Raw genomic sequence first — 25,658 nt, forward strand, 5'->3', positions numbered from 1 at the left:
CCGTACTGACGCGTGGGACAGATGTTCTGATCTGTCCAACGCACGACCGTACTCCCGAGTGCCCGCGGGTTGTCAGTGACCGGTCGTAGACTTCCAAGCTGTCCCCCAGACCGTCGCCCGGTGTTTTCCATTGGAGGCCCCCACCGTGTCCAAGCCGCCCTTCACGCACCTGCACGTGCACACCCAGTACTCGCTGCTGGACGGTGCGGCGCGGCTCAAGGACATGTTCCAGGCCGCCGGCGACATGGGCATGACGCACATCGCGATGTCCGACCACGGCAACCTGCACGGGGCGTACGACTTCTTCCACACCGCGGAGAAGGCGGGCATCACGCCGATCATCGGCATCGAGGCCTACGTCGCCCCGGAGTCCCGGCGCAACAAGCGGAAGGTCCAGTGGGGCCAGCCGCACCAGAAGCGCGACGACGTCTCCGGTTCCGGTGGTTACACCCACAAGACGATGTGGGCGGCGAACAGCACGGGGCTGCACAACCTCTTCAAGCTGTCCTCGGACGCGTACGCCGAGGGCTGGCTGCAGAAGTGGCCGCGCATGGACAAGGAGACGCTCTCCCAGTGGAGCGAGGGCATCATCGCGTCCACCGGCTGCCCCTCCGGTGAGCTGCAGACCCGGCTGCGCCTCGGCCAGTTCGACGAGGCGGTCAAGGCGGCCGCCGAGTACCAGGACATCTTCGGCAAGGACCGGTACTTCCTGGAGCTGATGGACCACGGCATCGACATCGAGCACCGGGTCCGCGAGGACCTCCTGCGGGTCGGCAAGAAGGTCGGCATCCCGCCGCTGGTGACGAACGACTCGCACTACACGTACGCGAACGAGGCGACGGCGCACGACGCGCTGCTGTGCATCCAGACCGGCAAGAACCTCTCCGACCCGGACCGCTTCCGGTTCAACGGCACGGGCTACTACCTGAAGTCGACGGACGAGATGTACGCCATCGACTCCTCGGACGCCTGGCAGGAGGGCTGCCGCAACACGCTGCTGGTGGCCGAGCAGATCGACACGACCGGCATGTTCGAGAAGCGCGACCTCATGCCGAAGTTCGACATCCCGGACGGCTTCACGGAGGTCACCTGGTTCCAGGAGGAGGTCCGGGTCGGCATGGACCGCCGCTACCCGGGCGGCGTCCCCGAGGACCGCCAGAAGCAGGTCGAGTACGAGATGGACATCATCATCCAGATGGGGTTCCCGGGGTACTTCCTGGTCGTCGCCGACTTCATCATGTGGGCCAAGAACAACGGCATCGCGGTGGGTCCGGGCCGTGGTTCCGCGGCCGGTTCGATCGTCGCGTACGCCATGGGCATCACCGACCTCGACCCGATCACGCACGGACTGATCTTCGAGCGGTTCCTCAACCCCGAGCGCGTCTCCATGCCCGATGTCGACATCGACTTCGACGAGCGCAGGCGCGTCGAAGTGATCCGGTACGTGACCGAGAAGTACGGCGCCGACAAGGTCGCCATGATCGGCACCTACGGCAAGATCAAGGCCAAGAACGCGATCAAGGACTCCGCGCGCGTGCTCGGCTACCCGTACGCGATGGGCGACCGACTCACCAAGGCGATGCCCGCCGACGTCCTCGGCAAGGGCATCGACCTCTCCGGCATCACCGACCCCAAGCACCCGCGCTACGGCGAGGCCGGCGAGATCCGGGGGATGTACGAGAACGAGCCGGACGTGAAGAAGGTCATCGACACCGCCAAGGGCGTCGAGGGCCTGGTCCGGCAGATGGGTGTGCACGCGGCCGGCGTCATCATGTCCAGCGAGCCGATCGTCGACCACGCCCCGCTGTGGACCCGGCACACCGACGGCGTGACGATCACGCAGTGGGACTACCCGCAGTGCGAGTCGCTCGGCCTCCTGAAGATGGACTTCCTGGGGCTTCGCAACCTGACGATCATGGACGACGCCGTCAAGATGGTGCGGTCCAACAAGGGCATCGACCTGGAGATGCTCGATCTCCCGCTGGACGACCCGAAGACCTTCGAACTGCTCTGTCGCGGCGACACGCTCGGTGTGTTCCAGTTCGACGGCGGGCCGATGCGCTCCCTGCTGCGCCAGATGCAGCCCGACAACTTCGAGGACATTTCCGCCGTCTCGGCCCTGTACCGGCCGGGCCCGATGGGCATGAACTCGCACATCAACTACGCGGAGCGCAAGAACAACCGCCAGGAGATCACGCCGATCCACCCGGAGCTCGAAGAGCCCCTGAAGGAGACGCTGGGCCTGACCTACGGCCTGATCGTGTACCAGGAGCAGGTGCAGAAGGCCGCGCAGATCGTCGCGGGCTACTCGCTCGGCGAGGCCGACGTGCTGCGCCGCGTGATGGGCAAGAAGAAGCCCGAGGAACTGGCGAAGAACTTCGTCCTCTTCCAGGAGGGCGCCAAGAAGAAGGGCTTCTCCGACCAGGCGATCCAGGCCCTGTGGGACGTCCTGGTCCCGTTCGCGGGCTACGCGTTCAACAAGGCGCACTCCTCCGCGTACGGCCTGGTCACCTACTGGACCGCGTACCTGAAGGCGAACTACCCCGCCGAGTACATGGCGGCGCTGCTCACCTCGGTCAAGGACGACAAGGACAAGTCCGCCGTCTACCTCAACGAGTGCCGGCGCATGAAGATCAAGGTCCTCCCGCCGGATGTGAACGAGTCGGTGCACAACTTCGCCGCCCAGGGCGACGACGTGATCCTCTTCGGCCTGGAGGCGGTCCGCAACGTCGGGTCGAACGTGGTGGAGTCGATCGTCCGGGCCCGCAAGGCGAAGGGGAAGTTCTCCTCCTTCCCCGACTACCTCGACAAGATCGAGGCCGCCGCGTGCAACAAGCGGACGACGGAATCGCTGATCAAGGCCGGCGCGTTCGACGCCATGAACCACACCCGTAAGGGCCTCACCGCCCAGTACGAGCCGATGATCGACAACGTCGTGGCGGTGAAGCGCAAGGAGGCCGAGGGACAGTTCGACCTCTTCGGCGGCATGGGCGAGGGGGAGAGCGACGAGCCGGGCTTCGGCCTCGACGTCGAGTTCTCCACCGACGAGTGGGAGAAGACGTATCTCCTCGCCCAGGAGCGCGAGATGCTCGGCCTGTACGTCTCCGACCACCCGCTCTTCGGCCTGGAGCACGTGCTGTCCGACAAGGCGGACGCGGGCATCGGCCAGCTCACCGGCGGTGACTTCGGGGACGGCGCGGTCGTCACGGTCGGCGGCATCATCTCGGGCCTCCAGCGCAAGATGACCAAGCAGGGCAACGCCTGGGCGATCGCGACCGTCGAGGACCTCGCCGGTTCCATCGAGTGCATGTTCTTCCCGGCGACGTACCAGCTGGTGTCCACGCAGCTCGTCGAGGACGCCGTGGTGTTCGTGAAGGGCCGCCTCGACAAGCGGGAGGACGTGCCGCGCCTGGTCGCCATGGAGATGCAGGTCCCCGACCTGTCGCACGCGGGCACCAACGCGCCGGTGACCCTCACGATCCCGGCCCTGAAGGTGACCCCGCCGATGATCAGCCGGCTCGGCGAGATCCTCACCAACCACCGGGGCGACAGCGAGGTGCGGATCAGGCTCCAGGGCCCGCGCAAGACCACGGTGCTGCGGCTCGACCGGCACCGGGTGAAGCCCGACCCGGCGCTGTACGGCGACCTGAAGGTGCTGCTCGGCCCGTCCTGCCTGGCCGGCTGACGCCGCGGAGACACGCGCGAGGGGCGCACCCGGACTTCCGGGTGCGCCCCTCGCTGTGTGCCAACTGCCCTACGAGGCGCCTCAGTTGTGACCGAAGCGGCGCTCGCGGTGCTTACGGGCCACGTCGCTCGGCGTGGCCTCCACCGCGGACTTGGCCTGGGCCTCCATGGCCGAGGACTTGGCCTGCTCTTCCGGCTGAGCGGCCTGGGCCGCCTTCTGCTGATGGCGGTTCTGCTTACGGTTCTTGGCCATGGTGATCTGCCTCCTGCGGGGGATCTAGGGGCCAGGGCCGGCTTCAGATTCACACAGTCGGATGAAGAACGCATTTCGGAGTATTACCGTTCGTAACGGACGGCCGTCGCGGGGGTGCCACCCCGAGTTCACGCCTTCCGCCACGCCGAAGATCCAGTTCGGGCCGTTAACCCCCGCGCGGTCGGGCAGACTCGAAGGAAACCCGAAGCGAAGCCGCGGGAGCCGTCCCGTGGAGCGTGTCCGGACTGCTGGCAGGTCGGCGGAAAGAGGGTGGATCGCGTGGATCGTTGCATCGTTCTGGTGGATGCCGGATATCTGCTGGGGGCCGCGGCGAGCCTGCTCGCGGGCGAACCCTCCCGCTCCCGGATCCATGTCGACCACGCCGCCCTCATCCAGGGCCTGCGCGAGCGCGCCGAGGCCGAGACCGGGCGGGAACTGCTGCGCATCTACTGGTTCGACGGGGCGCCCGACCGCGTGCCGCAGCCCGAGCACCGGCGGCTGCGGGTGATGCCGCGGGTCACCGTCCGTCTTGGCGCGCTGACCCGGTCCGACGGGCGGTGGGCGCAGAAGGGCGTCGACGCGGCGATGCACGCCGAGCTGACCGAACTGGCCCGAAATCGCGCATGCTCGGACATCGTTCTCGTGACCGGGGACGGGGATCTGCTGCCCGGCATGATGGCCGCCAAGGAGCACGGCGTCGCCGTCCACCTGTGGGCCGTGCAGGCCGCCGACGGCGACTACAACCAGTCCGAGGACCTGGTCGCGGAGGCCGACGAGCGGCGGGTGCTCGACCGCGTCTGGATCACCAAGGCCGTACGCGCCAAGGAACTCGGCGGGATCTGCGCGCCGCCGCCCGTGCCGCGCCCGGAGATCGCCGCGATCCTCTCCGCGCCGCTGCCCGAGTCGGCACTCCACTCCGCGGGGCGTCCCGCGGAGCAGGCCGGGGGCGCGGCGCCGGTGCGGCACGCGCCGGCCGCGCACGGTGAGAACGGTGCGGCGGCCCCGCCGGCGTCGGAGGAGGACCGGGCCGGCGGCGCCAAGGGCGTGCCCACGCCCAAGGACCTCGCCGCGCTGCGCGGGCCCGGGGTGCAGGCGGCGCAGCACCCCGCGAACGCGACGCTGCGGTGGTCGTCCGACAAGGGCTGGGTCGAGCGGCCCGGTGGCGGCGGCGAGCCCGCCGATGTGGCGTCCCTGCCGACGCTGGCGCAGCTCACCACGGCGGAGCAGCGCTGGGCCGACCGCGAGGAGGACATCACCGCGATCGGCGGGGACCCGTATGAGGTCGGGCAGGTGTTCGCGCGGAGGTGGCGGGAGCGTCTTGGGGACCAGACGCAGCTGCAGAAGCTGGCGACCATGTACCCGCGGGTGCCGCACCGGATCGACGGCGAGCTGCTGCGGTACGCGGCGCGGTTCGGGCTGCTCGCGCACAAGGACGACCAGATCGACGAGCACGACAGGTACGCGATCCGGGCGGGGTTCTGGCGGGAGATCGACATCCGCACCGCGGAGCACGCGGCCGCGGCCGAATAGGCGGGCTGTGGGGCGGCGCGCGCGGGAAATGTCCCGCCCCGCGTGCAATCGTGAACGCCGGACCCCGTAGGCTCCCTCCTCGTGAGTATGCGCACCGATGCCGTCGCCCCGAAGCGTCATGGGGGTGCTGTGGTGTGCTCGGTGCGCGGGCTCCGCAAGACGTATCCGGCCACCCGCGGGCGCCGTGGTGCACCCGGAACGCCGGAGCTGCGGGCCACGGACGACGTACGGCTCGACATCCGGCGTGGGGAGATCTTCGGGCTCCTCGGGCCCAACGGGGCGGGCAAGTCCACCCTCGTACGGCAGCTGACCGGGCTGATGCGCCCCGACGCGGGAAGCGTCGAGATCCTGGGGCACGACATCGTGCGGCACCCCGAGCGGGCCTCCCGGATCCTCGCCTACCTCGGGCAGGAGTCGACCGCGCTGGACGAGCTGACCGTCGCGCTGGCCGCCGAGACCACCGGGCGGCTGCGGGGGCTCCCGCTCAAGGAGGCGCGGGCCGCCCGCGACGACGTGCTCGAGGAGCTGGGGCTCACCCCGCTCGCCTCGCGGCCGATCAAGAAGCTTTCCGGCGGGCAGCGGCGGCTCGCCTGTTTCGCGTCCGCGCTCGTCGGCGAGCGCTCGCTGCTCGTGCTCGACGAGCCGACCACCGGGATGGACCCCGTCGCGCGGCGCGCCGTGTGGGCCGCGGTCGACCGGCGGCGGGCCGAGCGCGGCACGACCGTGCTGCTCGTCACCCACAACGTGATCGAGGCCGAGACCGTGCTCGACCGGGTGGCCGTGCTCGACCAGGGCCGCGTCATCGCCTGCGACACCCCGGTGGGCCTCAAGGAACGCGTCGCCGGTGAGGTGCGCGTGGAACTCGTCTGGCGCCAGGAGGCTCCGATGGAGCTCGACGAGGTGGCGCGGCTGCGCGCGCACGCCGTGGAATCGGGGCGGCGCTGGTCGCTGCGGCTCGAACCGGACGCGGCCCGCTCCGCCGTCGCCGCCGTCACCGGCGGACCGGCCTTCGACTTCCTGGACGACTTCACGCTCGCGACGCCGAGCCTGGAGGATGTGTACCTGGCGCTCGGCGGGAGCCGCAGCGGTGTGAAGGGCCTGGTGAAGGCATGAGCGTCGTTCCCACAGCTCCCGCGGTCGCCTCCGAGCTTGCACCCGCGCGTCCCGCGCCCGCGCCGGGCCCCACCGGCGAGACGCTCGCGCCCCGCGCCCGCTTCCTGCCCGCGCTCGCCGCCGTCTACCGGGCGCAGCTCAGCCGGGCCCGCGTGGCCCGGATCCCGCTGCTGTTCGTGGCGACGTTCCAGAGCATCGGCATCATGATCCTGATGCGCGGCGTCGTCGAGCAGGGCGGCCGTGAGGCACAGGCTGTGGTGGCCGGGTCCGCGGTGCTCGTCGTCGCGTTCGTCGCGCTGAACCTGCTCGCCCAGTACTTCGGGCAGCTGCGGGCGGCCGGCGGGCTCGACCACTACGCGACGCTGCCGGTGCCGCCCGCCTCCGTGGTGCTCGGTGCCGCGGGCGCGTACGCCTCGTTCACCGTGCCGGGGACCGTGGTCACCGCGGTCGTCGGCTGTGCGATGTTCCAGCTGCCGCTCGCCCACCTGTGGGTGCTCGTCGCGGTGATCCCGCTGGCGGGCGCCGCTCTCGCCGGCCTCGGCGCCGCGCTCGGGCTGCTCGCACCCCGGCCCGAACTGGCCACGCTGCTCGGCCAGTTGGGCATGTCCGCGGCGCTGCTGCTCGGCGTGCTTCCGGCCGACCGGATGCCGGAGTTCGTGCAGTGGGCGCGGGACCTGCTGCCGTCGACGTACGGGGTCGAGGCCTTCGCGCGAACCTTCGCCGAGCACCCCGACTGGGGCGTGGTTCTGCTCGACCTGGGCGTCTGCGCGGCCGTCGGCGTCGCCTCGCTGGCCGTGGCGACGTGGGCCTACCGTCGGGCCGCCGTCCGCTAGGGCCTGTCTGGAATTCCCCCGCGGCGTCGCGGCGCTGGGCACGCACGCTCGCTGCGTTGCCGAAACGCCCGAATAGCTCCGCTATTAGGGCGCTCCGGCGCCTTGCGATCGCACGCACCCAGCGCCGCTCCTTGCTCCACGGGGGAATTCCAGACAGGCCCTGACGCGCCGCACAGCGACGCCTGGCACGATGGCAGGGTGACCGCACCGCTGACACCGCCACCCCATCAGCCCCCGCACAACAACGGGCACAGTGACCCCTGGCAGGCCCCCGACCCCATGACCGGACATCTGCCGCCCGCGCCCGCCGCTCCGCAGGAGGACGGTCCGGGGCTCCGGGCCGAACTGCGTGAGGCCGTCGTCGTGGCGGTCGGCGTCGCGGTGGTGGGGCTCGCGCTCGGTGCGCTGTGGATGTGGCTCGCGCCCCGGGTCCCGCTGGTCTCGGACGCCTCGGCGGTCTACCTCAAGGACACCGAGGGCGAGCAGGCCATCGGCATCGACGGAACGTTCACCCTGCTCGGACTCGCGTTCGGCGTCGTCACCGGTGCCGCCGTCTTCCTGTGGCGCAGGCGCGGCGGTGTGCCGCTCGTCGTGGCGCTGGCCGTGGGCAGCCTGCTCGGCGGGGTGCTCGCCTGGCGGTTCGGCGTCTGGCTCGGGCCGGCGCAGAATGTCGCCGCGCACGCCAAGGCGGTCGGCAAGGGCGTGGTGTTCGACGCCCCCCTGGAGCTGAACGCCAAGGGGGCGCTCCTCGCGTGGCCGCTCGCCGCGCTGGTCGTGCACCTGGGCCTCACCGGCCTCTTCGGGCCGCGGGACCCGGACCCGTACTTCGCGACGCCCTACGGGGCGCAGGGTGACGGCGGGCCCGCGCCCACGGCCCGATAGCCGGTCGCGCGCGGACTCTCAGGCGGGCCGCCGCCCGTGGTTGGACTTGCCCTTTTTGATCCGCCACTTGCGCTTGCGCGTCTTCTTCGACATGTCCTGGGTACTTAGCCGAAGCGGCGGGATACGTCGAGGGGTCACGCACGTCCGACGGGCGCGAGCACCGCGTCCGTGAGCGCCGCGAGGTCCCCCGGCGCCAGCTCGATCTCCAGCCCGCGGCGCCCCGCGGAGACACAGATCGTGTCGTGCGCCTCGGCGGTGGAGTCGATGACCGTACGCAGCTTCTTGCGCTGCCCGAGCGGCGAGATGCCACCGCGTACGTACCCGGTCGTACGCTCCGCGAGCGCCGGGTCCGCCATGGTCGCGCGCTTGCCGCCGACCGCCGCCGCGAGCGCCTTCAGGTCGAGCCGCCCCGCCACCGGCACGACGCCGACGACGAGCGCGCCGTCCACGTCTGCGACGAGCGTCTTGAACACCCGGTCCGGGGACACACCCATCGCCTCCGCGGCCTCCTCGCCGTACGAGGCGTGCGCGGGGTCGTGCTCGTAGGCGTGCACCGTGAAGGGGGTGCCGGCCGTGGTGAGGGCGACGGTCGCGGGCGTGCCTGCGGACTGGTTCTGCTTCTTGGCCTTCTTCGCCAACGCGCTGCTTCCTCAGTAGGTCGAGTGAACATCAGTTGAGGCTGGTCGACTGCCTGGTCAGCTCCGTCGCCGGCAGCGAGGGCAGATGGCGGATGATCGCCGTCTCCGCGCGCAGCAACGTCAGCTCCTCGCGCAGCCGGGACGCCACGTCCTCGGCCTCCAGCAGATGCTGCTTCGTCGGTACGTCGAGGACCGCGGCCGCCGCCACCAGATACGACACCACCGACGGCTCGTCCGGCAGCTCCGCCCCCGTCGTCAGCGAGCGCTCACGGGCGCCCGCGAGACGCTTCTGGTACGAGCGGAACGCGCGCAGCACGCCCTCCGCGAGGGCGCCCGCCTCCTCGCCGTCCTCCTCGGGCAGCTCCTCCACCTTGGCCGTCAGATACGGGCCCGAGGCGTCGACCGAGTGCAGCTTCACGCGGCGCGTGCCCGTGGCGAGCACCTCGAAGCTGCCGTCGGCGCGCTCCCTGATCGTGGCGGCGTCCGCGATGCAGCCGATGGTGTGGAAGGACGCGACGGGGTCGTCGCCGAAGCCGGCGGCCGGGCCGGCGCCCGCCTCCTTGGTGGTCACCTCGTCCGGCATGCCGGACGAGGTGGGCGCGACCTCGTGGCCGTCGCGGATCGCGACGACCACGAACTGGCGCGGCTCGTCCGACGTCGAGGGCTCGGTCGGTTCGGTGTCGGGCTCCGACGGATCGTCGGGCGACGCCTTCAGGAGATCGCGCATCATGGCGCGATAGCGCTCCTCGAACACGTTCAGCGGGAGCACGAGTCCCGGGAACAGCACCGAGTTGAGCGGGAACAGCGGAAGTCGGACGGTGGTCACGTCGGTCAAGCGTAATGGTCGTCGGAGCCGGCCGGTCCGCCGCGCAGCGGCATCGACGCCGCGACCTCCAGGCGGACCTGTCCGCGCAGCTCCATGAAATGGCCCAGCGGGTCGTCCGTGAGCCGGTCCCAGGGGAACGATGTCGCGTACGGGCCGATGAGCCGCAGCTGCCCGAGGGCGTCCTCCCAGCGTTCGAGTTCGACCAGTACGCAGGTCAGCAGGTTGCGCACCTCGGCGGGCCAGGGGTCCGCGGGCTCGTACGAGCGGGAGAGCTCCGCGGCGAGGTCGGCGGCGGCGTCCAGGCGGGCGCGGGGGATGCCGGTCTTCGGGGCGCCGGAGGTCAGATACGCGAGGGCCGCGCGGGCCGGGAGCGCCTGGAGGAGCGAGCCCGGCAGGGCGTCCTGCGCGGCGCGCTCCGCGAAGTCGAAGCACTCGGCGTGCGAGCCGTACCAGGCGGCCGACAGATAGCGCAGGGCCGCGACGTGGCAGCCGTAGTGGTGCGGGGAGCGGCGCACCGCCCGCGCCCACAGCTGCTCGAACTCGGTGTGCGGGGCGTTGGTGCCGCGGGCGTGGTCGAGGGCGATGCGCCAGGGGACCGGGTCGCGGGGGTCGGCGTCGGCCGCGGCCAGGATCAGCGGGGTGACCTCGCGCAGCAGCTCGGCGTGGGCGGGCGCGGCGAGGGCGCGGGTGACGGCGAGTTCGGCCTTGACGAGGAGCAGGTCGGGGTCGTGCGGCGAGGCATCCTGCCAGGCCTCGAACCACTCCGGGCGGGCGGCGGCGAACGCGGCGAGGCGTTGCACGGCGCGGTCCCGGTTCTCCCACTCGGCGGCGTCGCGGGTCTGGGCGAGGGCCTTCGCGGCGGGGCCGTGGTCGCCGCGGCCGGCGGCGACGAGGGCGGGGGCGAGGCGGTCGTCGGGGGCGTCGAGGAGGAGTTCCTCGTCCGGGGGGAGGCCGATGCCGAGGGTGGTGGTGTGGCGGAGCATGCGGGTGGTGCGGATGAGGGCGCGCAGGAGTGGCACGCGGCCTCCTTCTTCTGCGCGGGGGGACGTGGTTGTGGTGGGTTGACGGTCGAGGTAGGTGGAAGGTTGCGTGCGGGGTGCGTTTTTTTGCCGTGTCGTGGCCGGGGCGGTCGTTCTCGTTGCGCGGCACCGGGGTTTCGGGGCTTGATCTGCCTAGCTTCTGCGGAGCAGGCGCGTTGCGCCCGCTGCCACTGTTGTCGCCAGGATCCAGCCCAGGAGGACCAGGGTCGTCGAGGCCCACTGCCAGGTTCCGCGGAGTTGCCAGCTGCCGGCCTGGCCGAGGTCGATGACGGGGATGAGGAGGTCGAGGGTGAAGAGGGCCGGGTCCCAGACCGGGCCCTCACCGGGTTTGATGGGAGGGTGCGGGGCCTGCGAGAAGGCGACCGAGCTGAGCGCCCAGACGACCGCCATCCACAGCGCCGCCCGGCCGGGCCGGTACCCGTACGCCACCGTCCAGTCCTGGACGTAGCCCCAGACCTTCGCAGCGAGCGGCAGCGTCTCGCGGCGTCTGCGCTGCTTGGCGAGCAGCACCTCGCGCGCGTCGGAGTCCTCGCCGCTGTTGCGCAGCACCGTGGCCAGGCACTCGTACGGCTCCGGGCTGTACTCGGGTGTCGCGGCGGCGAGCCAGTCGAGGCGGCGGGCGAGGGGGAAGGAGCCGGACGGGATGAGGTTCTCGTACTGGAATCCGCCGAGGCGGAGCTGGCCGGGGCCCGGCCAGCTCGTCGACTTGTCGACCAGGTTCGTCGCCCGCGCGCCGGAGAGCACGATCCGCCCGCGCTCCGGCTTGTCGCAGAGGAAGCGCAGTTCCGGGGTCTGGATGCGGCGCATCGAGACTTCCTGCTCGTTCTCCATCGTGAAACGCGCGGAGTCCAGGTCGACCGCGTCGCCGAACCGGCCGTCGTCGAGGCGCATCCCGCCCACGCACTCGAAGCGCTGCACGCGCGTGCCGCGTGCGGGCGTCCCGCCGCCGTTCTGGAACGGGCCGCCGAGCGCGGCAGGGCCGAGGTACAGGGTCCGCTCGACCGACATCTGCGGAGCGTTCAGGGCGCGGCGGCCCCGCGAGTTGCTCAGGCTCGCGCCGCGCAGCGACAGCGAGACGCCGACCGTCGCGCCGCGCAGGCTCAGCTCGCCGTGCGTCTCGAGCAGCTCGGCCTGGAGGTCCTGGCCGACCGTCAGCCCGTCCGCCATGATCGACTTTCCGCGCCGGTCCTGGAACACGACGGCCTCATTGAGCAGCAGGTCCGTGCCGATGTGCGCGTCCGTGAGCCGGACCCCGTTGTGGAAGCGGCAGCGGGCGAGGTGCAGATCGCCCTCCGTGTGGAACCGGGCGCCCTCCAGGCGAGGCACCGAGCAGTCGATGAGGCGGACCGTCGTGAAGTGCGTCTCCGGAAGGAGCACCTCCTTCTCGAAGCGGCAGCCCTTCATCTCCACGTACGGGACGACCGTGCCGCCCGCGAGGTCGAACACGTCCGTGATCTGTATGCCCTGGAGCTTGAGCGAGGAGACCCGGCCGTCGAGCGCCGGAGGACCGTCGAGCAGCAGCCACGCCAGGATGCGCGCCCGCACGCTGCGCTCCGGGCCCCAGGGGTGGCCGCCGTGCGGATCGTCCCGCTCGCTGTCCCCGGCGCGCAGGTCGTAGGGGCTTCCGTCACGGAAGGCCTGCCACATCCCGACCTCGGTGGCGGTCAGCCCGTCCGGCACGTCCCCGTTGCCGTTGCCGGCCGTCCCCTCGACCACGACTGCTCTGCCTCCCCCCGTGCGACCGCTGGTTCGTACAACCGGTCATGCCCGCTGTGTGACCGTCTGAACGCCGGTGGTCAGGACACGTGCCGCGATATCAGCCACTGATACAGGGCGCCGAGCGTAAACCCGCGTCTGAGAGAATTGTTCTGTGATCTCTCGAATCGATCTGCGCGGCGCCGCCCTCCCCGAGGGCCAGGCCCTGCGCTCGCTGCTGCCCCGAGCCGACTTCGATGTCTCGGCCGCCCTGGAGAAGGTGCGTCCGATCTGTGAGGCCGTGCATCATCGTGGCGACGCGGCGCTGATCGAGTACGGGGAGAAATTCGACGGCGTGACGCTGGAATCCGTACGGGTCCCGGCCGAGGCCATCGACAAGGCGCTCGCCGATCTCGACCCCGCCGTGCGCGCCGCCCTGGAGGAGTCCATCCGCCGGGCCCGCATCGTCCACCGCGAGCAGCGCCGCGGCAGCCACACGACGCAGGTCGTGCCCGGCGGCTCCGTCACCGAGAAGTGGGTGCCGGTCGAGCGCGTCGGCCTGTACGCGCCCGGCGGCCGCTCCGTCTACCCGTCGTCCGTGATCATGAACGCGGTGCCGGCGCAGGAGGCGGGCGTCGAGTCGATCGCGCTCGCGTCCCCGCCGCAGAAGGACTTCGGCGGCCTTCCGCACCCGACGATCCTCGCCGCGTGCGCGCTGCTCGGCGTCGACGAGGTGTACGCGGTCGGCGGCGCACAGGCCGTCGCCATGTACGCGTACGGCACCGAGTCCTGCGCCCCGGCGAACATGGTGACCGGGCCCGGGAACATCTGGGTGGCCGCCGCCAAGCGCTACTTCACGGGACGCATCGGCATCGACGCCGAGGCGGGCCCGACCGAGATCGCGGTTCTGGCCGACTCCACCGCCGACCCGGTGCACGTCGCATCCGACCTGATCAGCCAGGCCGAGCACGACCCGCTGGCGGCCGCCGTGCTCGTCACGGACTCTCCCGAACTCGCCGAGGCCGTCGAGAAGGAGCTGGAGCCGCAGGTCGCCGCCACCAAGCACATCGAGGACCGGATCGTGCCCGCCCTCAAGGGGCAGCAGTCCGCGATCGTCCTCGTCGACTCGCTCGACGACGGCCTCAAGGTCGTCGACGCGTACGGGGCCGAGCACCTGGAGATCCAGACCGCCGACGCCTCCGCCGTGGCGCAGCGCGTCAAGAACGCGGGCGCGATCTTCGTCGGCCCCTGGGCGCCCGTCTCGCTCGGCGACTACGCCGCCGGATCCAACCACGTGCTGCCGACGGGCGGCTGCGCCTGCCACTCGTCCGGCCTGTCCGTCCAGTCCTTCCTGCGCGGCATCCACATCGTCGACTACACGAAGGACGCCCTCGCCGAGGTCGCGTCCACCGTGGTGACGCTGGCCGACGCGGAGGACCTGCCGGCGCACGGCGCGGCGATCAAGGCCCGTTTCGGGTGGAAGGTACCCAAGAACCAGTGACCAGGATCGACGATCTTCCCGTACGCGAGGAACTGCGCGGCAAGTCCCCTTACGGCGCACCGCAGTTGGACGTCGCCGTCCGGCTGAACACGAACGAGAACCCGTACCCGCTGCCCGAGCCGCTCGTGCGGCGGATCGCCGAGCGCGTCGCCGACGCGGCCCGCGAGCTCAACCGCTACCCGGACCGGGACGCGGTCGAGCTGCGCACGGAGCTCGCCGGATATCTGACCCGTACGACCGGCTACAAGGTCACGTACGAGCAGGTGTGGGCGGCCAACGGGTCGAACGAGGTGCTCCAGCAGCTCCTCCAGGCCTTCGGCGGCCCCGGCCGTCTGGCGCTCGGTTTCGAGCCCTCGTACTCGATGCACCCGCTGCTCGCCCGCGGCACCAACACCGGCTGGGTGAGTGCCCCGCGCCGCGAGGACTTCTCCCTCGACGTGCCGGCCGCCGTCGAGGCGATCCGTACGCACAGGCCGCACGTCGTCTTCATCACCAGCCCCAACAACCCCACCGGCAATGCCGTCGCGGCCGAGGACGTCCTCGCGCTGTACGAGGCCGCCGGGCGGGACGCGATGGTGATCGTCGACGAGGCGTACACCGAGTTCAGTCACGGCTCCTCGCTGCTTTCGCTGCTTGAGGGCCGACCGAACCTCGTCGTCTCGCGGACGATGTCCAAGGCCTTCGGCGCGGCCGGTCTTCGGCTCGGCTATCTCGCCGCCGACCCGGCCGTCGTCGACGCCGTCCAACTGGTGCGTCTGCCCTACCACTTGTCGGCCGTGAACCAGGCGACGGCGCTCGCCGCCCTGGAGTACACCGACACGCTGCTCCAGTACGTGGAGCAGCTGAAGTCCGAACGCGACCGTGTCGTCGGGGAGTTGGAGGGCATCGGCTTCGACGTCACCGTCGCCGACGCCAACTTCATCCAGTTCGGCGTCTTCGAGGACCCGCACACCGTGTGGCAGGCCATCCTCGACCGCGGCGTCCTCATCCGTGACAACGGAGTCCCGGGACGCCTGCGGGTGACCGTCGGCACCCCCGAAGAGAACGACGCGTTCCTGGACGCGGCCCGTGAAGTCAAGAAGGACCGAATGAACAGTCAGGAGCGGGGCGCATGAGCCGCGTAGGACGTGTTGAACGTACGACCAAGGAGACCTCGGTCCTCGTCGAGATCGACCTCGACGGCACCGGAAAGGTCGATGTCGCGACCGGGGTCGGCTTCTACGACCACATGCTCGACCAGCTCGGCAAGCACGGCCTGTTCGACCTCACGGTGAAGACCGAGGGCGATCTGCACATCGACTCGCACCACACCATCGAGGACTCCGCCCTCGCGCTCGGCGCCGCCTTCAAGCAGGCGCTCGGCGACAAGGTCGGCATCTACCGCTTCGGCAACTGCACGGTCCCGCTGGACGAGTCGCTCGCCCAGGTGACGGTGGACCTGAGCGGCCGCCCGTACCTCGTGCACACCGAGCCCGAGAAGATGGCGCCGATGATCGGCGAGTACGACACGACGATGACCCGGCACATCCTGGAGTCCTTCGTCGCGCAGGCCCAGATCGCGCTGCACGTCCACGTCCCGTACGGGCGCAACGCGCACCACATCGTGGAGTGCCAGTTCAAGGCCCTCGCGCGCGCCCTGCGCTACGCGAGCGAGATCGACCCGCGCGCGGCAGCCGCCGGGATCCTTCCCTCCACGAAGGGCGCGCTGTGAGTGGCCTGTCCGCAGTTCTGATCTTCGTCGGCCTCTTCCTCGCCGGCGGCGCCTGGTCCTTCAAGAAGCAGGAACTGCCCATGAGCGTCGTGGTGCTGATGGGAATCGGTTCCGCGATGTGCCTCGTCGCCGGAATCCTGCGGTTGGAGTGGCTCTACTGATGTCGGCCGACAAGACCAGGAACGTCGTCGTCTTCGACTACGGCTTCGGCAACGTGCGCTCCGCCGAGCGCGCCCTCGCCCGCGCGGGCGCCGACGTCGAGATCACCCGCGACTACGACAAGGCCATGAACGCCGACGGGCTGCTCGTGCCCGGCGTCGGCGCGTTCGCCTCGTGCATGAAGGGTCTGAAGGAGGCGCGCGGCGACTGGATCGTCGGCCGCCGCCTCGCCGGCGGCCGCCCCGTGATGGGCATCTGCGTCGGCATGCAGATCCTGTTCGAGCGCGGCATCGAGCACGGCGTGGAGGCCGCGGGCCTCGACGAGTGGCCCGGCGTCGTCGAGCCGCTGAAGGCCGATGTCGTCCCCCACATGGGCTGGAACACCGTGGACGCCCCTCAGGGCTCCCAGCTGTTCGCGGGCGTCGACACCGACGAGCGCTTCTACTTCGTGCACTCGTACGCCGTGCAGAACTGGGAGCTCGAAGTCCACAACCCCTCGATGCGTGCGCCCAAGGTCGCGTGGTCCACGCACGGCGGCCCGTTCGTCTCCGCCGTGGAGAACGGCGCGCTGTGGGCGACGCAGTTCCACCCCGAGAAGTCCGGCGACGCCGGAGCGCAGCTGCTGAAGAACTGGATCTCCGTACTGTGACCGCATCCCAGAACAAGCTCGAACTCCTCCCCGCCGTCGACGTCCGCGACGGCCAGGCCGTCCGCCTCGTGCACGGCGAGTCCGGCAGTGAGACCTCCTACGGCTCCCCGCTGGAGGCCGCCCTCGCCTGGCAGCGCTCCGGCGCCGAGTGGCTGCACCTGGTCGACCTGGACGCCGCCTTCGGCACCGGCGACAACCGCGCCCTGATCCGCGAGGTCAGCCAGGCCATGGACATCAAGGTGGAGCTGTCCGGCGGCATCCGCGACGACGACTCGCTCGCCGCCGCCCTCGCCACCGGCGCCACCCGCGTCAACATCGGCACCGCAGCCCTGGAGGACCCCGAGTGGGTCGCCAAGATCATCGCTGAGCACGGCGACCAGATCGCGGTCGGCCTGGACGTCCGCGGCACGACGCTGCGCGGCCGCGGCTGGACCCGCGACGGCGGCGACCTGTACGAGACCCTGGAGCGCCTCAACAACGAGGGCTGCGCCCGGTACGTCGTCACGGACATCGCCAAGGACGGCACGCTGCAGGGCCCGAACCTGGAGCTGCTGAGGAACGTCTGCGCGGCCACCGACCGCCCGGTCGTCGCCTCCGGCGGCGTCTCGTCCCTCGACGACCTGCGCGCCATCTCCGAGCTCGTGCCGCTCGGCGTCGAGGGCTCCATCGTCGGCAAGGCGCTCTACGCCAAGGCGTTCACGCTGGAAGAGGCCCTGGAGGCCGTGTCCCGATGACCTCGTTCCGCGCCATCCGAGGAGCCACCCCGTGACGCTCGCCGTCCGAGTCATCCCCTGCCTCGACGTGGACAACGGCCGCGTCGTCAAGGGCGTCAACTTCCAGAACCTGCGCGACGCGGGCGACCCCGTCGAGATGGCGAAGGTCTACGACGCCGAGGGCGCCGACGAGTTGACCTTCCTGGACATCACCGCGTCCTCCGGCAACCGCGAGACCACGTACGACGTGGTGCGCCGCACCGCCGAGCAGGTCTTCATCCCGCTCACCGTCGGCGGTGGCGTGCGCACCGCCGACGACGTGGACAAGCTGCTGCGCGCCGGCGCGGACAAGGTGGGGGTCAACACCGCCGCCATCGCCCGCCCCGACCTCATCCGTGAGATCGCCGAGCGCTTCGGCCGCCAGGTGCTCGTGCTGTCCGTGGACGCGCGCCGCACCGAGTCCGGCTCCTTCGAGGTGACGACGCACGGCGGGCGCAAGTCGGCCGGCATCGACGCCGTCGAATGGGCGCACCAGGCCGCCGATCTGGGCGCGGGCGAGATCCTGCTCAACTCGATGGACGCCGACGGCACCAAGGACGGCTACGACATCGAGATGATCGAGGCCGTCCGCAAGCACGTGTCGGTACCGGTGATCGCCTCGGGCGGCGCGGGCAGGCTGGAGCACTTCGCTCCGGCCGTCGCCGCGGGCGCGGACGCGGTGCTCGCCGCCTCCGTCTTCCACTTCGGCGACCTTCGCATCGGTGAGGTCAAGGGCACGCTGCGCGAGGCGGGGCACCCCGTCCGCTGACTTCCCCGCGAGACCGGTGATTTCGCCGATGCGGGTGAGGCGGAACCGGCGCCACCGTGGTCGCAGTCAGTGACCACGGCGGCGCCCTCGGGACGGGCTCCGCCCTTCCGAGAGGAACCCGTCATCGTGCAGCAGCACAGAAGTGCGGCGCCCCCCGTGCACGCCGGGCGAGCCGTGAACAAGTTCCGAACCCGCCTCATCCGTACGGGACTTGCCACCCTGCTGGCCCTCGGTGGCCTCGCCACCCAGCAGGCCCTGACCGCGGAGGCCGCCGAGAACCCCTACGAGCGCGGCCCCGCCCCGACCGTCTCCAGCATCGAGGCCTCACGCGGCTCCTACGCCGTCTCGCAGGCCAGTGTCTCCTCGCTGAGCGTGAGCGGCTTCGGCGGCGGCACCATCTACTATCCGACGTCGACGGCGGACGGCACGTTCGGCGCGATCGCGATCTCGCCGGGCTACACGGCGTACGAGTCGTCCATCGCCTGGCTGGGCCCGCGCCTCGCCTCCCAGGGCTTCGTCGTCTTCACCATCGACACCAACACCACGCTCGACCAGCCGGCCAGCCGGGGCAGGCAACTCCTGTCCGCCCTCGACTACTTGACGCAGCAGAGCTCGGTGCGCACCCGTGTCGACACGAGCCGGCTCGGCGTCATGGGTCACTCCATGGGCGGCGGCGGCACGCTGGAAGCCGCGAAGAGCAGGCCCTCGCTCCAGGCCGCGATCCCCCTGACCGGCTGGAACCTCGACAAGAGCTGGCCCGAGATCAAGACGCCGACGCTCGTCGTGGGCGCCGACGGCGACACCGTCGCGTCCGTCGCCTCGCACTCCGAGCCCTTCTACCAGAGCCTGCCGGGATCGCTGGACAAGGCGTATCTGGAGCTGCGCGGCGCCACGCACTTCACGCCGAACACGTCCAACACCACGATCGCGAAGTACAGCATCTCGTGGCTCAAGCGCTTCATCGACAACGACACCCGGTACGAGCAGTTCCTCTGCCCGCTGCCGAGTTCGAGCCTGACGATCGCGGAGTACCGGGGCAACTGCCCGCACACGTCGTGACGTTGTGATGTCGTGACGTCGTGAGGTTCTGACGTCCTGTGCGCTGAAACAGCGTACGAAAGCGCCGGTTGGGTTCCCGCCCAACCGGCGCTGTGCGTGCGCTGGTTGGCCACTAGCGTGCGGTAAGTGAGCGGAAGAACCGTCCTGTTGCTTGCCGCCGCCGCGTACGAGACCGACCCCGAGGGGCCCGGCGTCGACGCGGGGCTCGTGCTGCGGGCCGCCGCGGCGGCCGGGCTCGGCGCGGACGCGCTGGACGCGGCCGAGCGGGCGGGGCTGCGGCGCGGCCCCGACGGCCGGCTGCGACTCCCCGGGCGGCGCAGGCTGTACGAGGCCGTGGAGCCGGAACGACGCAGGGCGGCGCACCGGTTGCTCGCCGTCGCGGCTACGGGGGAGCGGCAGCGCTCCGCGGGACTGCTGCACCGCCTGCTCGGCGCGGCCTACCCGGACCCGGGGCTCGGCGCCGAACTGGCCGCGGCCCAGGACGCACCCCACGGAGAACGCTGCACGGCGCTCGCCCACGCGGCACGCCTCGCCGAGGACCCGGCGGCCCGTGCGGAGCACCTCGTCGCGGCGGCGGACCACGCGCGCCTCGCGGGCCGCCCGCACCGCACGCGTGAACTCCTCGACCTGGTGGGCGACGTGGCGGGACGCGATGCCGTACGGGGCCGCGCCGCCTTGGTCCGTGGCCTCCTGGCGCTGCGCGACGGCCCGGTGGCGGACGCCCGCGAATCCCTCCTCTTGGCGGCCCGCCTCTGCGCCGAACCGGCCGCCCTCGAAGCGCGCCTCGGTGCGGCGGAGGCGTCCTGGGCGCTGGGGGACGTGGAGGGATACCGGGAGGCGGTCGGGCACGGCGGTCGTGCGCGGCCGGCGGACTCCGCGCTCGACTACCGGATCGGCATGGCCGCGTCCATCGGTGAGCGCGCCGGAGTGGGGCGGGTCGCGCTGCGGCGGGTCGTGGCGCGGTCCGCCGGGGAGCGGGAACCGGGAGTGCTGCTGCGGGCCGGGGCCGCCGCGCTGGTCGCCGGGGACGTGGACGCGGCCTGTCGGCTCGGCAGCCGTGCGCTCGCGGCCGCGCGGGACCGGGACGCGGGCGCCGAACTGCCGCGCGCCCTGGAACTGCTCGCCTACGGTGAACTGCGCTCCGGGCGGCACGTCCGCGCCCGCGCCCACGCCGAGGAGGGGGTGCGGACCGCGCTCGCGGCGGGGCAGCGCAACGTGCTCGCGCACCAGCACGCCGTCCTCGCCCTCGTCGCCTCGCTCGACCGCGACGTCGACACCGTCGCCCGGCACGCCGCCGCCACGCAGCACGTCGCCGACCGGCACGGGCTCGTACAGGCCGCGACGCTCGCCCAATGGGCCCTGGCCCGCGCGGACCTGGCGCGCGGCGACGCGGCGCGGGCGGCCGCCCGGCTCGGCCCGCTCGTCGGCCCTGGACCACGGCAGGGGCACTTCGGTATCCGGATGCTGGCCGTGCCCTGCCTGGTGGAGGCGACGGTGCTCGCGGGGAAGCCGGGCGGAGCCCAGGTCGCGGTCGGCGAGTTCACGGTGTGGGTCGAACGCGGCCACGACCCGCTCGCCCCGGCCCAACTCGCGCGGTGCCGAGCCCTGTTGGCGGCGGGCGATCCGGCGACCGCGGAGTCCCGCTTCGAGGAGTCCCTGACCCGGCACGAGCGGGCGGGCGGCGACTTCGAGCGGGCCCGCACCCTCGCCCTCTACGGCAAGTGGCTGCGCCGCACCCGCCATCCGGCGCGCGCCCGTACGTTGCTGCGTGACGCCCTGGTGGCCTTCGAGCGGTGCGGAGCGACGGTCTGGGCGGCGCAGACGGCGTCCGAACTGCGCGCCACGGGCGAGTCCCCGTTCGACAGCGAACCTCCGGGCAGGCTGGCCGAGTTGACGCCTCAGCAGTTGCGCATCGCCCGCCGCGTCGCGAAGGGCGACACCAACCGTGAGGTCGCCCGCCGCCTCTCGGTGAGCCCCCGCACGGTGGACCACCACCTGCGCAACGTCTTCGACCGGCTCGGCATCCGCTCCCGCGTGGAACTGGCCCGGATCGTGGACCGAACGGAGCGCATTTAGGGCCCGCCTTCCCGCGAGGGCTGGAGACCGACCGGGCGGTATGTCATTCTGCGGACTCGTGAGCCGAGCCGTGGAGGACCGCCATGCCCGCGCATCTCGTACGTCCCCGACCCCCAGCACGGGCCGGCGCCGGGTCGGACGCGGTCGCCGTGCTGCGACGCGCAGCGAGGCCGCTCCTCGGGCAACTCCCCGCACTCACCGACCGGTTGGAAGCGCAGCTGTACGAGCAGGAGCCGGTCTACCGCGCCGCGATCGAGGCCGACCCCGGCGACATACGCGCGGAGATCCAGCGTTCACTCGGTCACAGCGTCGCCTCGCTGCTCGACCCGGCGCGCAGCCGTGACGCCGCCCGCGCCTGCTCCGCCCGGATCGGCGCCGCACGCGCGGCCCGCGGGTTCCCGCTCGACGCCGTGTCGCACGCCTTCCGGCTCGGCGGCGCCCTGGTCTGGCAGGCGCTCGTCGACGAGGTGACCCTGCGCCACCCCGAGGACGCGCATCTGCTGGTCCACCTCGCCGTCGACGTGTGGAACTTCGTCGACGAGCACTGCACGCACGTCGCCGAGTCCTATCGGCGCGCCGAGCGCGAGCTCACCTGGCGGCGCGAGAACCGGCGCCGGCTCATGGCCGCCGCCCTCCTCGACGGCGCCACCCGCATCGCCGACCTGCCGGACGCCGCCACCGCGCTCGACCTGCCGGAACGCGGCCGGTACGCGGTGCTGATCGCCGTCGGCGGCGGCCGGGGCGCGCCCCGGCCCACCCTGCCGAGCGGCGTGCGGGCCGTGTGGCACACCGCCGCCGATACCGAGCGCGCCATCATCGACCTCGGGGAACTGGGCGCGGATCAACTCGCCTCCGCACTACGGGAGTTCTGCCACCTGGGGCCCGGTCTGCGCGTCGGCATCAGCCCCGCCGTCGAAGGGCTCGCCGCGGTGGGCGGCGCCCGGCGACTCGCCGAGACCGCGCTGCGCGTCAGCCCGGAGAGCGGCGGCACCGTACTCCTGGACGAGCAGCTGCCCGCCGCGCTCGTCGCCGCCGCGCCCGCGCTCGGCCGGATCCTCGCCGACCGCGTGCTCGGCCCGCTGCTCGCCCTGCCGCCGGCCGACCGGACCGTACTGCTCGACACCCTCACGGCCTGGCTCGACTGCGACGGCTCCGCGCAGCGCGCCGCCGCCCGCCTCTACTGCCACCGCAACACGGTCCTGAACCGGCTGCGCCGCAGCGAACAGCTCACGGGCCGCAGCCTCGCCCGCCCCGCCGACCTCGTCGAACTGGGGCTCGCCCTCACCGCGTACCGACTGGAGCCCCAGAAGGTCAGAGGCCCAGCGCCTTCGTCTCCGTGAGCCGCTCGACCGCCGACTTCTCGCCGTCCATCTCCACGTCCGCCGCCTCCTGCCGGCCGAACGCGAACATCACCAGCTCCGAGGGCGCGCCCGTCACCGTGACCACGGGCGCGCCGCGGTGCGCCACCGCCGTCTGGCCGTCGGGGCGGCGCAGCACCAGGCCGACGGGCGCCTTGCGGCCCATCACCCGCGCCATCCGCTCCAGGCGCGACCACAGGACGTCGGCGAAGACCGGGTCGAGCTCGCGCGGCGTCCAGTCGGGCCGCGCACGGCGCACGTCCTCGGTGTGGACGTAGAACTCGATCGCGTTCGACGCCTCGTCGATCTGCTTGAGGGAGAAGGGCGAGAAGCGCGGCGGGCCGGTGCGGATCAGCTGGATCAGCTCTTCGTACGGCTTCTCCGCGAACTCGGCCTGCACCCGCTCCAGGCGCGACGCGAGCTGTTTGACGAGGATGCCGCCCGCGGCGTCCGGGCGGCGCTCGCGCACCACCACGTGCGCCGCGAGGTCCCGGGTGTTCCAGCCCTCACAGAGGGTGGGGGCGTCCGGGCCCGACGCTTCCAACAGATCGGCGAGCAGAAGTCGTTCACGCTTGGCATGGGTCGACATGTCGCCAGCCTACGACCGGCCGCGCCGCACCGGACAGTGGACGTCCGACTCGGCGCGGCACAATGGTCCGTATGACCAGTGCGCCCGAACCCAGCAGCAGCCTCGACCCGGCCGTCGCCGCCCGCCTCAAGCGGAGCGCCGACGGCCTGGTTCCCGCCATCGCCCAGCAGTACGACACCGGCGAGGTGCTCATGCTCGGCTGGATGGACGACGAGGCGCTGCACCGCACCCTGACCACGGGACGCTGCACGTACTGGTCGCGCAGCCGCCAGGAGTACTGGGTCAAGGGCGACACCTCCGGTCACTTCCAGCACGTGAAGTCGGTCGCCCTCGACTGCGACGCCGACACCGTGCTCGTGAAGGTCGACCAGGTGGGCGCCGCCTGCCACACCGGCGCCCGCACCTGCTTCGACCGCGACGAGCTGCCGGTCAGCGACAGCGCAGCGTGATCTCCTGACGGTCCTGGAAGACGATCCGGGCCGGGTCCCCGGACACCGGGGCGCCGTCGACCTCGGCCCGGCACGTGGGGCTCACGCCCCACTCCGTGAAGAACTGACCGAGCGTGAAGTCCTGCCACCGGGCCGACTCCACGTGCACGGTGCCGCTGGTGTCGTGCGTGTGCAGCGGGCTGAAGCGGGGCTTCTTGCCGGAGCGGTCGATGCCGATGTCGGCGGGCACGGTCACCTGGCGGCCGCCCGCGTACACGGTGAGGTGGGGGTGGATGTGCATGGTCAGCTTCTCGGAGTCGAGCATCTCCAGGCCCGCGGCCTCGACGTTCGCCTCGACGTCGCCGGGAGCGGGCGCGGCCCAGTCGCCGGGGGCGGGCGCGGCGCCGGTGAGCGCGGTCATGGCGACGGCGGCGAGGGCGATCCCCGACAGGGCGCCCGCGACGCGGGGGTTTCGGTAGCTCTTGGTCTTCGTCACCGCTCCCTTCTAGCGGGACCTCGTCCACCCCTCGACCAGGCGCGCGGGGCGTCACCCCGACGGAAGTAGGCTCCTGCCATGGACCTCGAGACCTTCCGCAAGCTCGCGACCGACCGCCGAGTGATCCCCGTCAGCCGCAAGCTCCTCGCGGACGGTGACACGCCCGTCGGCCTGTACCGCAAGCTCGCGGGCGAGCGGCCCGGCACGTTCCTCCTGGAGTCCGCGGAGAACGGCCGCTCCTGGTCCCGCTACTCGTTCGTCGGCGTACGCTCCGCCGGCACGCTGACCGAGCGCGACGGGCAGGCCCACTGGCTGGGCACGCCGCCCGTCGGCGTCCCGGTCGACGGCGACCCGCTCGCCGCCCTGCGCGCCACCGTCCAGACGCTGCACACCCCGCGCTACGACGGGCTGCCCCCGTTCACCGGCGGCATGGTCGGCTATCTGGGGTACGACATCGTGCGCAGGCTGGAGAAGGTCGGCCCGGGGGAGCGGGACGACCTCAAGCTGCCCGAGCTGACGATGCTGCTCACCAGCGATCTCGCCGTGCTCGACCACTGGGACGGGTCGGTCCTGCTGATCGCCAACGCGATCAACCACAACGACCTGGAGACGGGTGTCGACGAGGCCCACGCCGACGCCGTCGCCCGCCTCGACGCCATGGAGGCCGACCTCGCGAAGCCGGTCGAGTCCGCCCCCGCGGCCCTCCCGCCCTCCGAGGTTCCCGAATTCACCGCGCTGTGGGGCGGCAAGCAGTACCAGGACGCCGTCGAGGACATCAAGGAGCGCATCAGGGCCGGGGAAGCCTTCCAGGTCGTACCGTCCCAGCGCTTCGAAACCCCTTGCACCGCAAGCGCGTTGGACGTGTACCGGGTGCTGCGGGCCACGAACCCGTCCCCGTACATGTACCTGTTCCGCTTCGACGGGTTCGACGTCGTCGGCTCCTCGCCCGAGGCCCTCGTCAAGGTCGAGGACGGGCGCGCCATGGTGCACCCCATCGCCGGGACCCGGCCGCGCGGCGCGACCCCGCAGGAGGACCACGACCTCGCGGAGGAGCTGCTCGGCGACCCCAAGGAGCGGGCCGAGCACCTGATGCTCGTCGACCTCGGGCGCAACGACCTGGGGCGGGTCTGCGAGCCCGGCTCCGTCGAGGTCGTCGACTTCATGTCCATCGAGAAGTACTCGCACGTCATGCACATCGTCTCGACCGTGACGGGCACCGTCGCCGAGGGACACACCGCCTTCGACGTGCTGACCTCCTGCTTCCCGGCGGGCACCCTGTCCGGCGCCCCCAAGCCCCGCGCGCTGCAGATCATCGACGAGCTGGAGCCGTCACGCCGCGGCGTCTACGGCGGCTGCGTCGGCTACCTCGACTTCGCGGGCGACTCCGACACCGCCATCGCCATCCGCACCGCGCTGCTGCGCGAGGGCACCGCGTACGTGCAGGCGGGCGCGGGTGTCGTCGCCGACTCCGACCCGGTCGCCGAGGACACGGAGTGCCGCAACAAGGCGGCGGCGGTGCTGCGCGCGGTACACACCGCGAACCGGATGTGAGGCAGAACGCCCTGTGACGTGACGCACGACTCCGGGCCCCGGCTCACGTAAACCCGTACAGAGGGG

The 25,658-nt window shown here is 71.8% G+C and carries 24 protein-coding genes; 17 read left to right on the plus strand and 7 right to left on the minus strand.

What is annotated here, in order from left to right; all coding sequences use genetic code 11:
- Positions 1 to 145: 145 nt before the first annotated feature.
- Positions 146 to 3,685 (plus strand): DNA polymerase III subunit alpha, encoded by a 3,540-nt coding sequence (gene dnaE, locus ACFYWS_RS27390; RefSeq protein ID WP_389280788.1) that lies wholly within the window; start codon positions 146 to 148, stop codon positions 3,683 to 3,685.
- An 81-nt stretch (positions 3,686 to 3,766) separates the two neighbouring features.
- Here dnaE and ACFYWS_RS27395 read toward each other — a convergent pair whose 3' ends face one another.
- Entirely contained in the window at positions 3,767 to 3,937 is a 171-nt protein-coding gene (locus tag ACFYWS_RS27395) for a hypothetical protein (protein ID WP_389280790.1), read from the minus strand.
- Positions 3,938 to 4,216: 279 nt separating this feature from the next.
- Here ACFYWS_RS27395 and ACFYWS_RS27400 point away from each other — a divergent pair, with 279 nt between their 5' ends.
- The 4 genes from ACFYWS_RS27400 (at position 4,217) to ACFYWS_RS27415 (ending at position 8,295) form a co-directional block, all read left to right on the plus strand.
- Positions 4,217 to 5,467, plus strand: coding sequence for an NYN domain-containing protein (locus ACFYWS_RS27400; RefSeq protein WP_389280792.1), 1,251 nt, complete (start codon positions 4,217 to 4,219; stop codon positions 5,465 to 5,467).
- A gap of 87 nt (positions 5,468 to 5,554) precedes the next feature.
- Positions 5,555 to 6,580, plus strand: a complete 1,026-nt coding sequence (locus ACFYWS_RS27405; RefSeq protein ID WP_389281055.1) for an ABC transporter ATP-binding protein — start codon at positions 5,555 to 5,557, stop codon at positions 6,578 to 6,580.
- Positions 6,577 to 7,413 (plus strand): ABC transporter permease, encoded by an 837-nt coding sequence (locus tag ACFYWS_RS27410; RefSeq protein ID WP_389280793.1) that lies wholly within the window; start codon positions 6,577 to 6,579, stop codon positions 7,411 to 7,413. The genes ACFYWS_RS27405 and ACFYWS_RS27410 overlap by 4 nt, the downstream gene beginning before the upstream one ends.
- Positions 7,414 to 7,611: 198 nt before the next feature.
- Positions 7,612 to 8,295, plus strand: a complete 684-nt coding sequence (locus ACFYWS_RS27415) for a DUF2567 domain-containing protein (RefSeq protein WP_389280794.1) — start codon at positions 7,612 to 7,614, stop codon at positions 8,293 to 8,295.
- A 134-nt stretch (positions 8,296 to 8,429) separates the two neighbouring features.
- Here ACFYWS_RS27415 and ybaK read toward each other — a convergent pair whose 3' ends face one another.
- The 4 genes from ybaK to ACFYWS_RS27435 all read right to left on the minus strand — a co-directional run bounded on the left by ybaK (position 8,430) and on the right by ACFYWS_RS27435 (position 12,515).
- Positions 8,430 to 8,933, minus strand: coding sequence for a Cys-tRNA(Pro) deacylase (gene ybaK / locus ACFYWS_RS27420; protein WP_389280796.1), 504 nt, complete (start codon positions 8,931 to 8,933; stop codon positions 8,430 to 8,432).
- A gap of 31 nt (positions 8,934 to 8,964) precedes the next feature.
- Complete coding sequence (locus tag ACFYWS_RS27425) at positions 8,965 to 9,759, minus strand: LON peptidase substrate-binding domain-containing protein (RefSeq protein WP_389280798.1); 795 nt, start codon at positions 9,757 to 9,759, stop codon at positions 8,965 to 8,967.
- A gap of 5 nt (positions 9,760 to 9,764) precedes the next feature.
- Positions 9,765 to 10,742 carry a hypothetical protein gene (locus ACFYWS_RS27430; RefSeq protein ID WP_389281057.1) on the minus strand — a complete coding sequence of 326 codons (978 nt, stop codon included), beginning with the start codon at positions 10,740 to 10,742 and terminating at the stop codon, positions 9,765 to 9,767.
- Between the two features lie 189 nt (positions 10,743 to 10,931).
- Complete coding sequence (locus ACFYWS_RS27435) at positions 10,932 to 12,515, minus strand: oxidoreductase (RefSeq protein WP_389280800.1); 1,584 nt, start codon at positions 12,513 to 12,515, stop codon at positions 10,932 to 10,934.
- 154 nt (positions 12,516 to 12,669) lie between these two features.
- Between ACFYWS_RS27435 and hisD the strand changes: the two genes are divergently transcribed.
- The 10 genes from hisD to ACFYWS_RS27485 all read left to right on the plus strand — a co-directional run bounded on the left by hisD (position 12,670) and on the right by ACFYWS_RS27485 (position 22,510).
- Positions 12,670 to 13,995: a histidinol dehydrogenase gene (hisD, locus tag ACFYWS_RS27440; protein WP_389280801.1), complete on the plus strand. Its 1,326-nt coding sequence runs from the start codon at positions 12,670 to 12,672 to the stop codon at positions 13,993 to 13,995.
- A complete protein-coding gene (locus ACFYWS_RS27445; protein ID WP_389280802.1) occupies positions 13,992 to 15,110 on the plus strand; it encodes a histidinol-phosphate transaminase in 1,119 nt (372 codons plus the stop codon). The genes hisD and ACFYWS_RS27445 overlap by 4 nt, the downstream gene beginning before the upstream one ends.
- Positions 15,107 to 15,706, plus strand: a complete 600-nt coding sequence (hisB, locus tag ACFYWS_RS27450) for an imidazoleglycerol-phosphate dehydratase HisB (protein WP_326019226.1) — start codon at positions 15,107 to 15,109, stop codon at positions 15,704 to 15,706. Before ACFYWS_RS27445 ends, hisB begins: the two co-directional genes overlap by 4 nt.
- Positions 15,703 to 15,867 carry a hypothetical protein gene (locus ACFYWS_RS27455; RefSeq protein ID WP_389280804.1) on the plus strand — a complete coding sequence of 55 codons (165 nt, stop codon included), beginning with the start codon at positions 15,703 to 15,705 and terminating at the stop codon, positions 15,865 to 15,867. Before hisB ends, ACFYWS_RS27455 begins: the two co-directional genes overlap by 4 nt.
- Positions 15,867 to 16,514 carry an imidazole glycerol phosphate synthase subunit HisH gene (gene hisH, locus ACFYWS_RS27460; RefSeq protein WP_389280805.1) on the plus strand — a complete coding sequence of 216 codons (648 nt, stop codon included), beginning with the start codon at positions 15,867 to 15,869 and terminating at the stop codon, positions 16,512 to 16,514. Before ACFYWS_RS27455 ends, hisH begins: the two co-directional genes overlap by 1 nt.
- Positions 16,511 to 17,248, plus strand: a complete 738-nt coding sequence (priA, locus tag ACFYWS_RS27465; RefSeq protein WP_389280807.1) for a bifunctional 1-(5-phosphoribosyl)-5-((5-phosphoribosylamino)methylideneamino)imidazole-4-carboxamide isomerase/phosphoribosylanthranilate isomerase PriA — start codon at positions 16,511 to 16,513, stop codon at positions 17,246 to 17,248. The genes hisH and priA overlap by 4 nt, the downstream gene beginning before the upstream one ends.
- A 31-nt stretch (positions 17,249 to 17,279) precedes the next feature.
- Positions 17,280 to 18,035, plus strand: coding sequence for an imidazole glycerol phosphate synthase subunit HisF (hisF, locus tag ACFYWS_RS27470; protein WP_389280809.1), 756 nt, complete (start codon positions 17,280 to 17,282; stop codon positions 18,033 to 18,035).
- Positions 18,036 to 18,254: 219 nt separating this feature from the next.
- The gene (locus tag ACFYWS_RS27475; RefSeq protein WP_389281059.1) at positions 18,255 to 19,094 is read left to right on the plus strand and encodes an alpha/beta hydrolase family protein; all 840 of its coding nucleotides are present in this window, start codon (positions 18,255 to 18,257) and stop codon (positions 19,092 to 19,094) included.
- A gap of 126 nt (positions 19,095 to 19,220) precedes the next feature.
- On the plus strand, positions 19,221 to 21,170 hold the full coding sequence (locus ACFYWS_RS27480; RefSeq protein ID WP_389280811.1) for a LuxR C-terminal-related transcriptional regulator: 1,950 nt from the start codon (positions 19,221 to 19,223) through the stop codon (positions 21,168 to 21,170).
- Between the two features lie 83 nt (positions 21,171 to 21,253).
- The gene (locus ACFYWS_RS27485; RefSeq protein WP_389280812.1) at positions 21,254 to 22,510 is read left to right on the plus strand and encodes a PucR family transcriptional regulator; all 1,257 of its coding nucleotides are present in this window, start codon (positions 21,254 to 21,256) and stop codon (positions 22,508 to 22,510) included.
- Here ACFYWS_RS27485 and ACFYWS_RS27490 read toward each other — a convergent pair.
- The gene (locus ACFYWS_RS27490; protein WP_389280814.1) at positions 22,482 to 23,117 is read right to left on the minus strand and encodes a TIGR03085 family metal-binding protein; all 636 of its coding nucleotides are present in this window, start codon (positions 23,115 to 23,117) and stop codon (positions 22,482 to 22,484) included. The genes ACFYWS_RS27485 and ACFYWS_RS27490 overlap by 29 nt on opposite strands.
- Before the next feature lie 71 nt (positions 23,118 to 23,188).
- On the opposite strand from ACFYWS_RS27490, the gene hisI reads away from it, so the two are divergent.
- A complete protein-coding gene (gene hisI, locus ACFYWS_RS27495; protein WP_389280815.1) occupies positions 23,189 to 23,566 on the plus strand; it encodes a phosphoribosyl-AMP cyclohydrolase in 378 nt (125 codons plus the stop codon).
- Here hisI and ACFYWS_RS27500 read toward each other — a convergent pair.
- Positions 23,547 to 24,041 carry a hypothetical protein gene (locus tag ACFYWS_RS27500; RefSeq protein WP_389280816.1) on the minus strand — a complete coding sequence of 165 codons (495 nt, stop codon included), beginning with the start codon at positions 24,039 to 24,041 and terminating at the stop codon, positions 23,547 to 23,549. The genes hisI and ACFYWS_RS27500 overlap by 20 nt on opposite strands.
- A gap of 78 nt (positions 24,042 to 24,119) precedes the next feature.
- Here ACFYWS_RS27500 and ACFYWS_RS27505 point away from each other — a divergent pair, with 78 nt between their 5' ends.
- Positions 24,120 to 25,592 carry an anthranilate synthase component I gene (locus ACFYWS_RS27505; RefSeq protein ID WP_389280817.1) on the plus strand — a complete coding sequence of 491 codons (1,473 nt, stop codon included), beginning with the start codon at positions 24,120 to 24,122 and terminating at the stop codon, positions 25,590 to 25,592.
- Positions 25,593 to 25,658: the final 66 nt, after the last annotated feature.

This window comes from Streptomyces sp. NPDC002795, assembly GCF_042888725.1.
Classification (GTDB): domain Bacteria; phylum Actinomycetota; class Actinomycetes; order Streptomycetales; family Streptomycetaceae; genus Streptomyces.

What these genes read in the sequence shown, in the direction of transcription:
- ACFYWS_RS27395 (WP_389280790.1), bottom strand. Translation starts at nt 3,937, where the DNA reads ATGGCCAAGAACCGTAAGCAGAACCGCCATCAGCAGAAGGCGGCCCAG.
- ACFYWS_RS27405 (WP_389281055.1), top strand. Translation starts at nt 5,555, where the DNA reads ATGCGCACCGATGCCGTCGCCCCGAAGCGTCATGGGGGTGCTGTGGTG.
- ACFYWS_RS27410 (WP_389280793.1), top strand. Translation starts at nt 6,577, where the DNA reads ATGAGCGTCGTTCCCACAGCTCCCGCGGTCGCCTCCGAGCTTGCACCC.
- ACFYWS_RS27430 (WP_389281057.1), bottom strand. Translation starts at nt 10,742, where the DNA reads ATGCTCCGCCACACCACCACCCTCGGCATCGGCCTCCCCCCGGACGAG.
- hisB (WP_326019226.1), top strand. Translation starts at nt 15,107, where the DNA reads ATGAGCCGCGTAGGACGTGTTGAACGTACGACCAAGGAGACCTCGGTC.
- hisH (WP_389280805.1), top strand. Translation starts at nt 15,867, where the DNA reads ATGTCGGCCGACAAGACCAGGAACGTCGTCGTCTTCGACTACGGCTTC.
- ACFYWS_RS27485 (WP_389280812.1), top strand. Translation starts at nt 21,254, where the DNA reads ATGCCCGCGCATCTCGTACGTCCCCGACCCCCAGCACGGGCCGGCGCC.
- ACFYWS_RS27490 (WP_389280814.1), bottom strand. Translation starts at nt 23,117, where the DNA reads ATGTCGACCCATGCCAAGCGTGAACGACTTCTGCTCGCCGATCTGTTG.
- hisI (WP_389280815.1), top strand. Translation starts at nt 23,189, where the DNA reads ATGACCAGTGCGCCCGAACCCAGCAGCAGCCTCGACCCGGCCGTCGCC.
- ACFYWS_RS27505 (WP_389280817.1), top strand. Translation starts at nt 24,120, where the DNA reads ATGGACCTCGAGACCTTCCGCAAGCTCGCGACCGACCGCCGAGTGATC.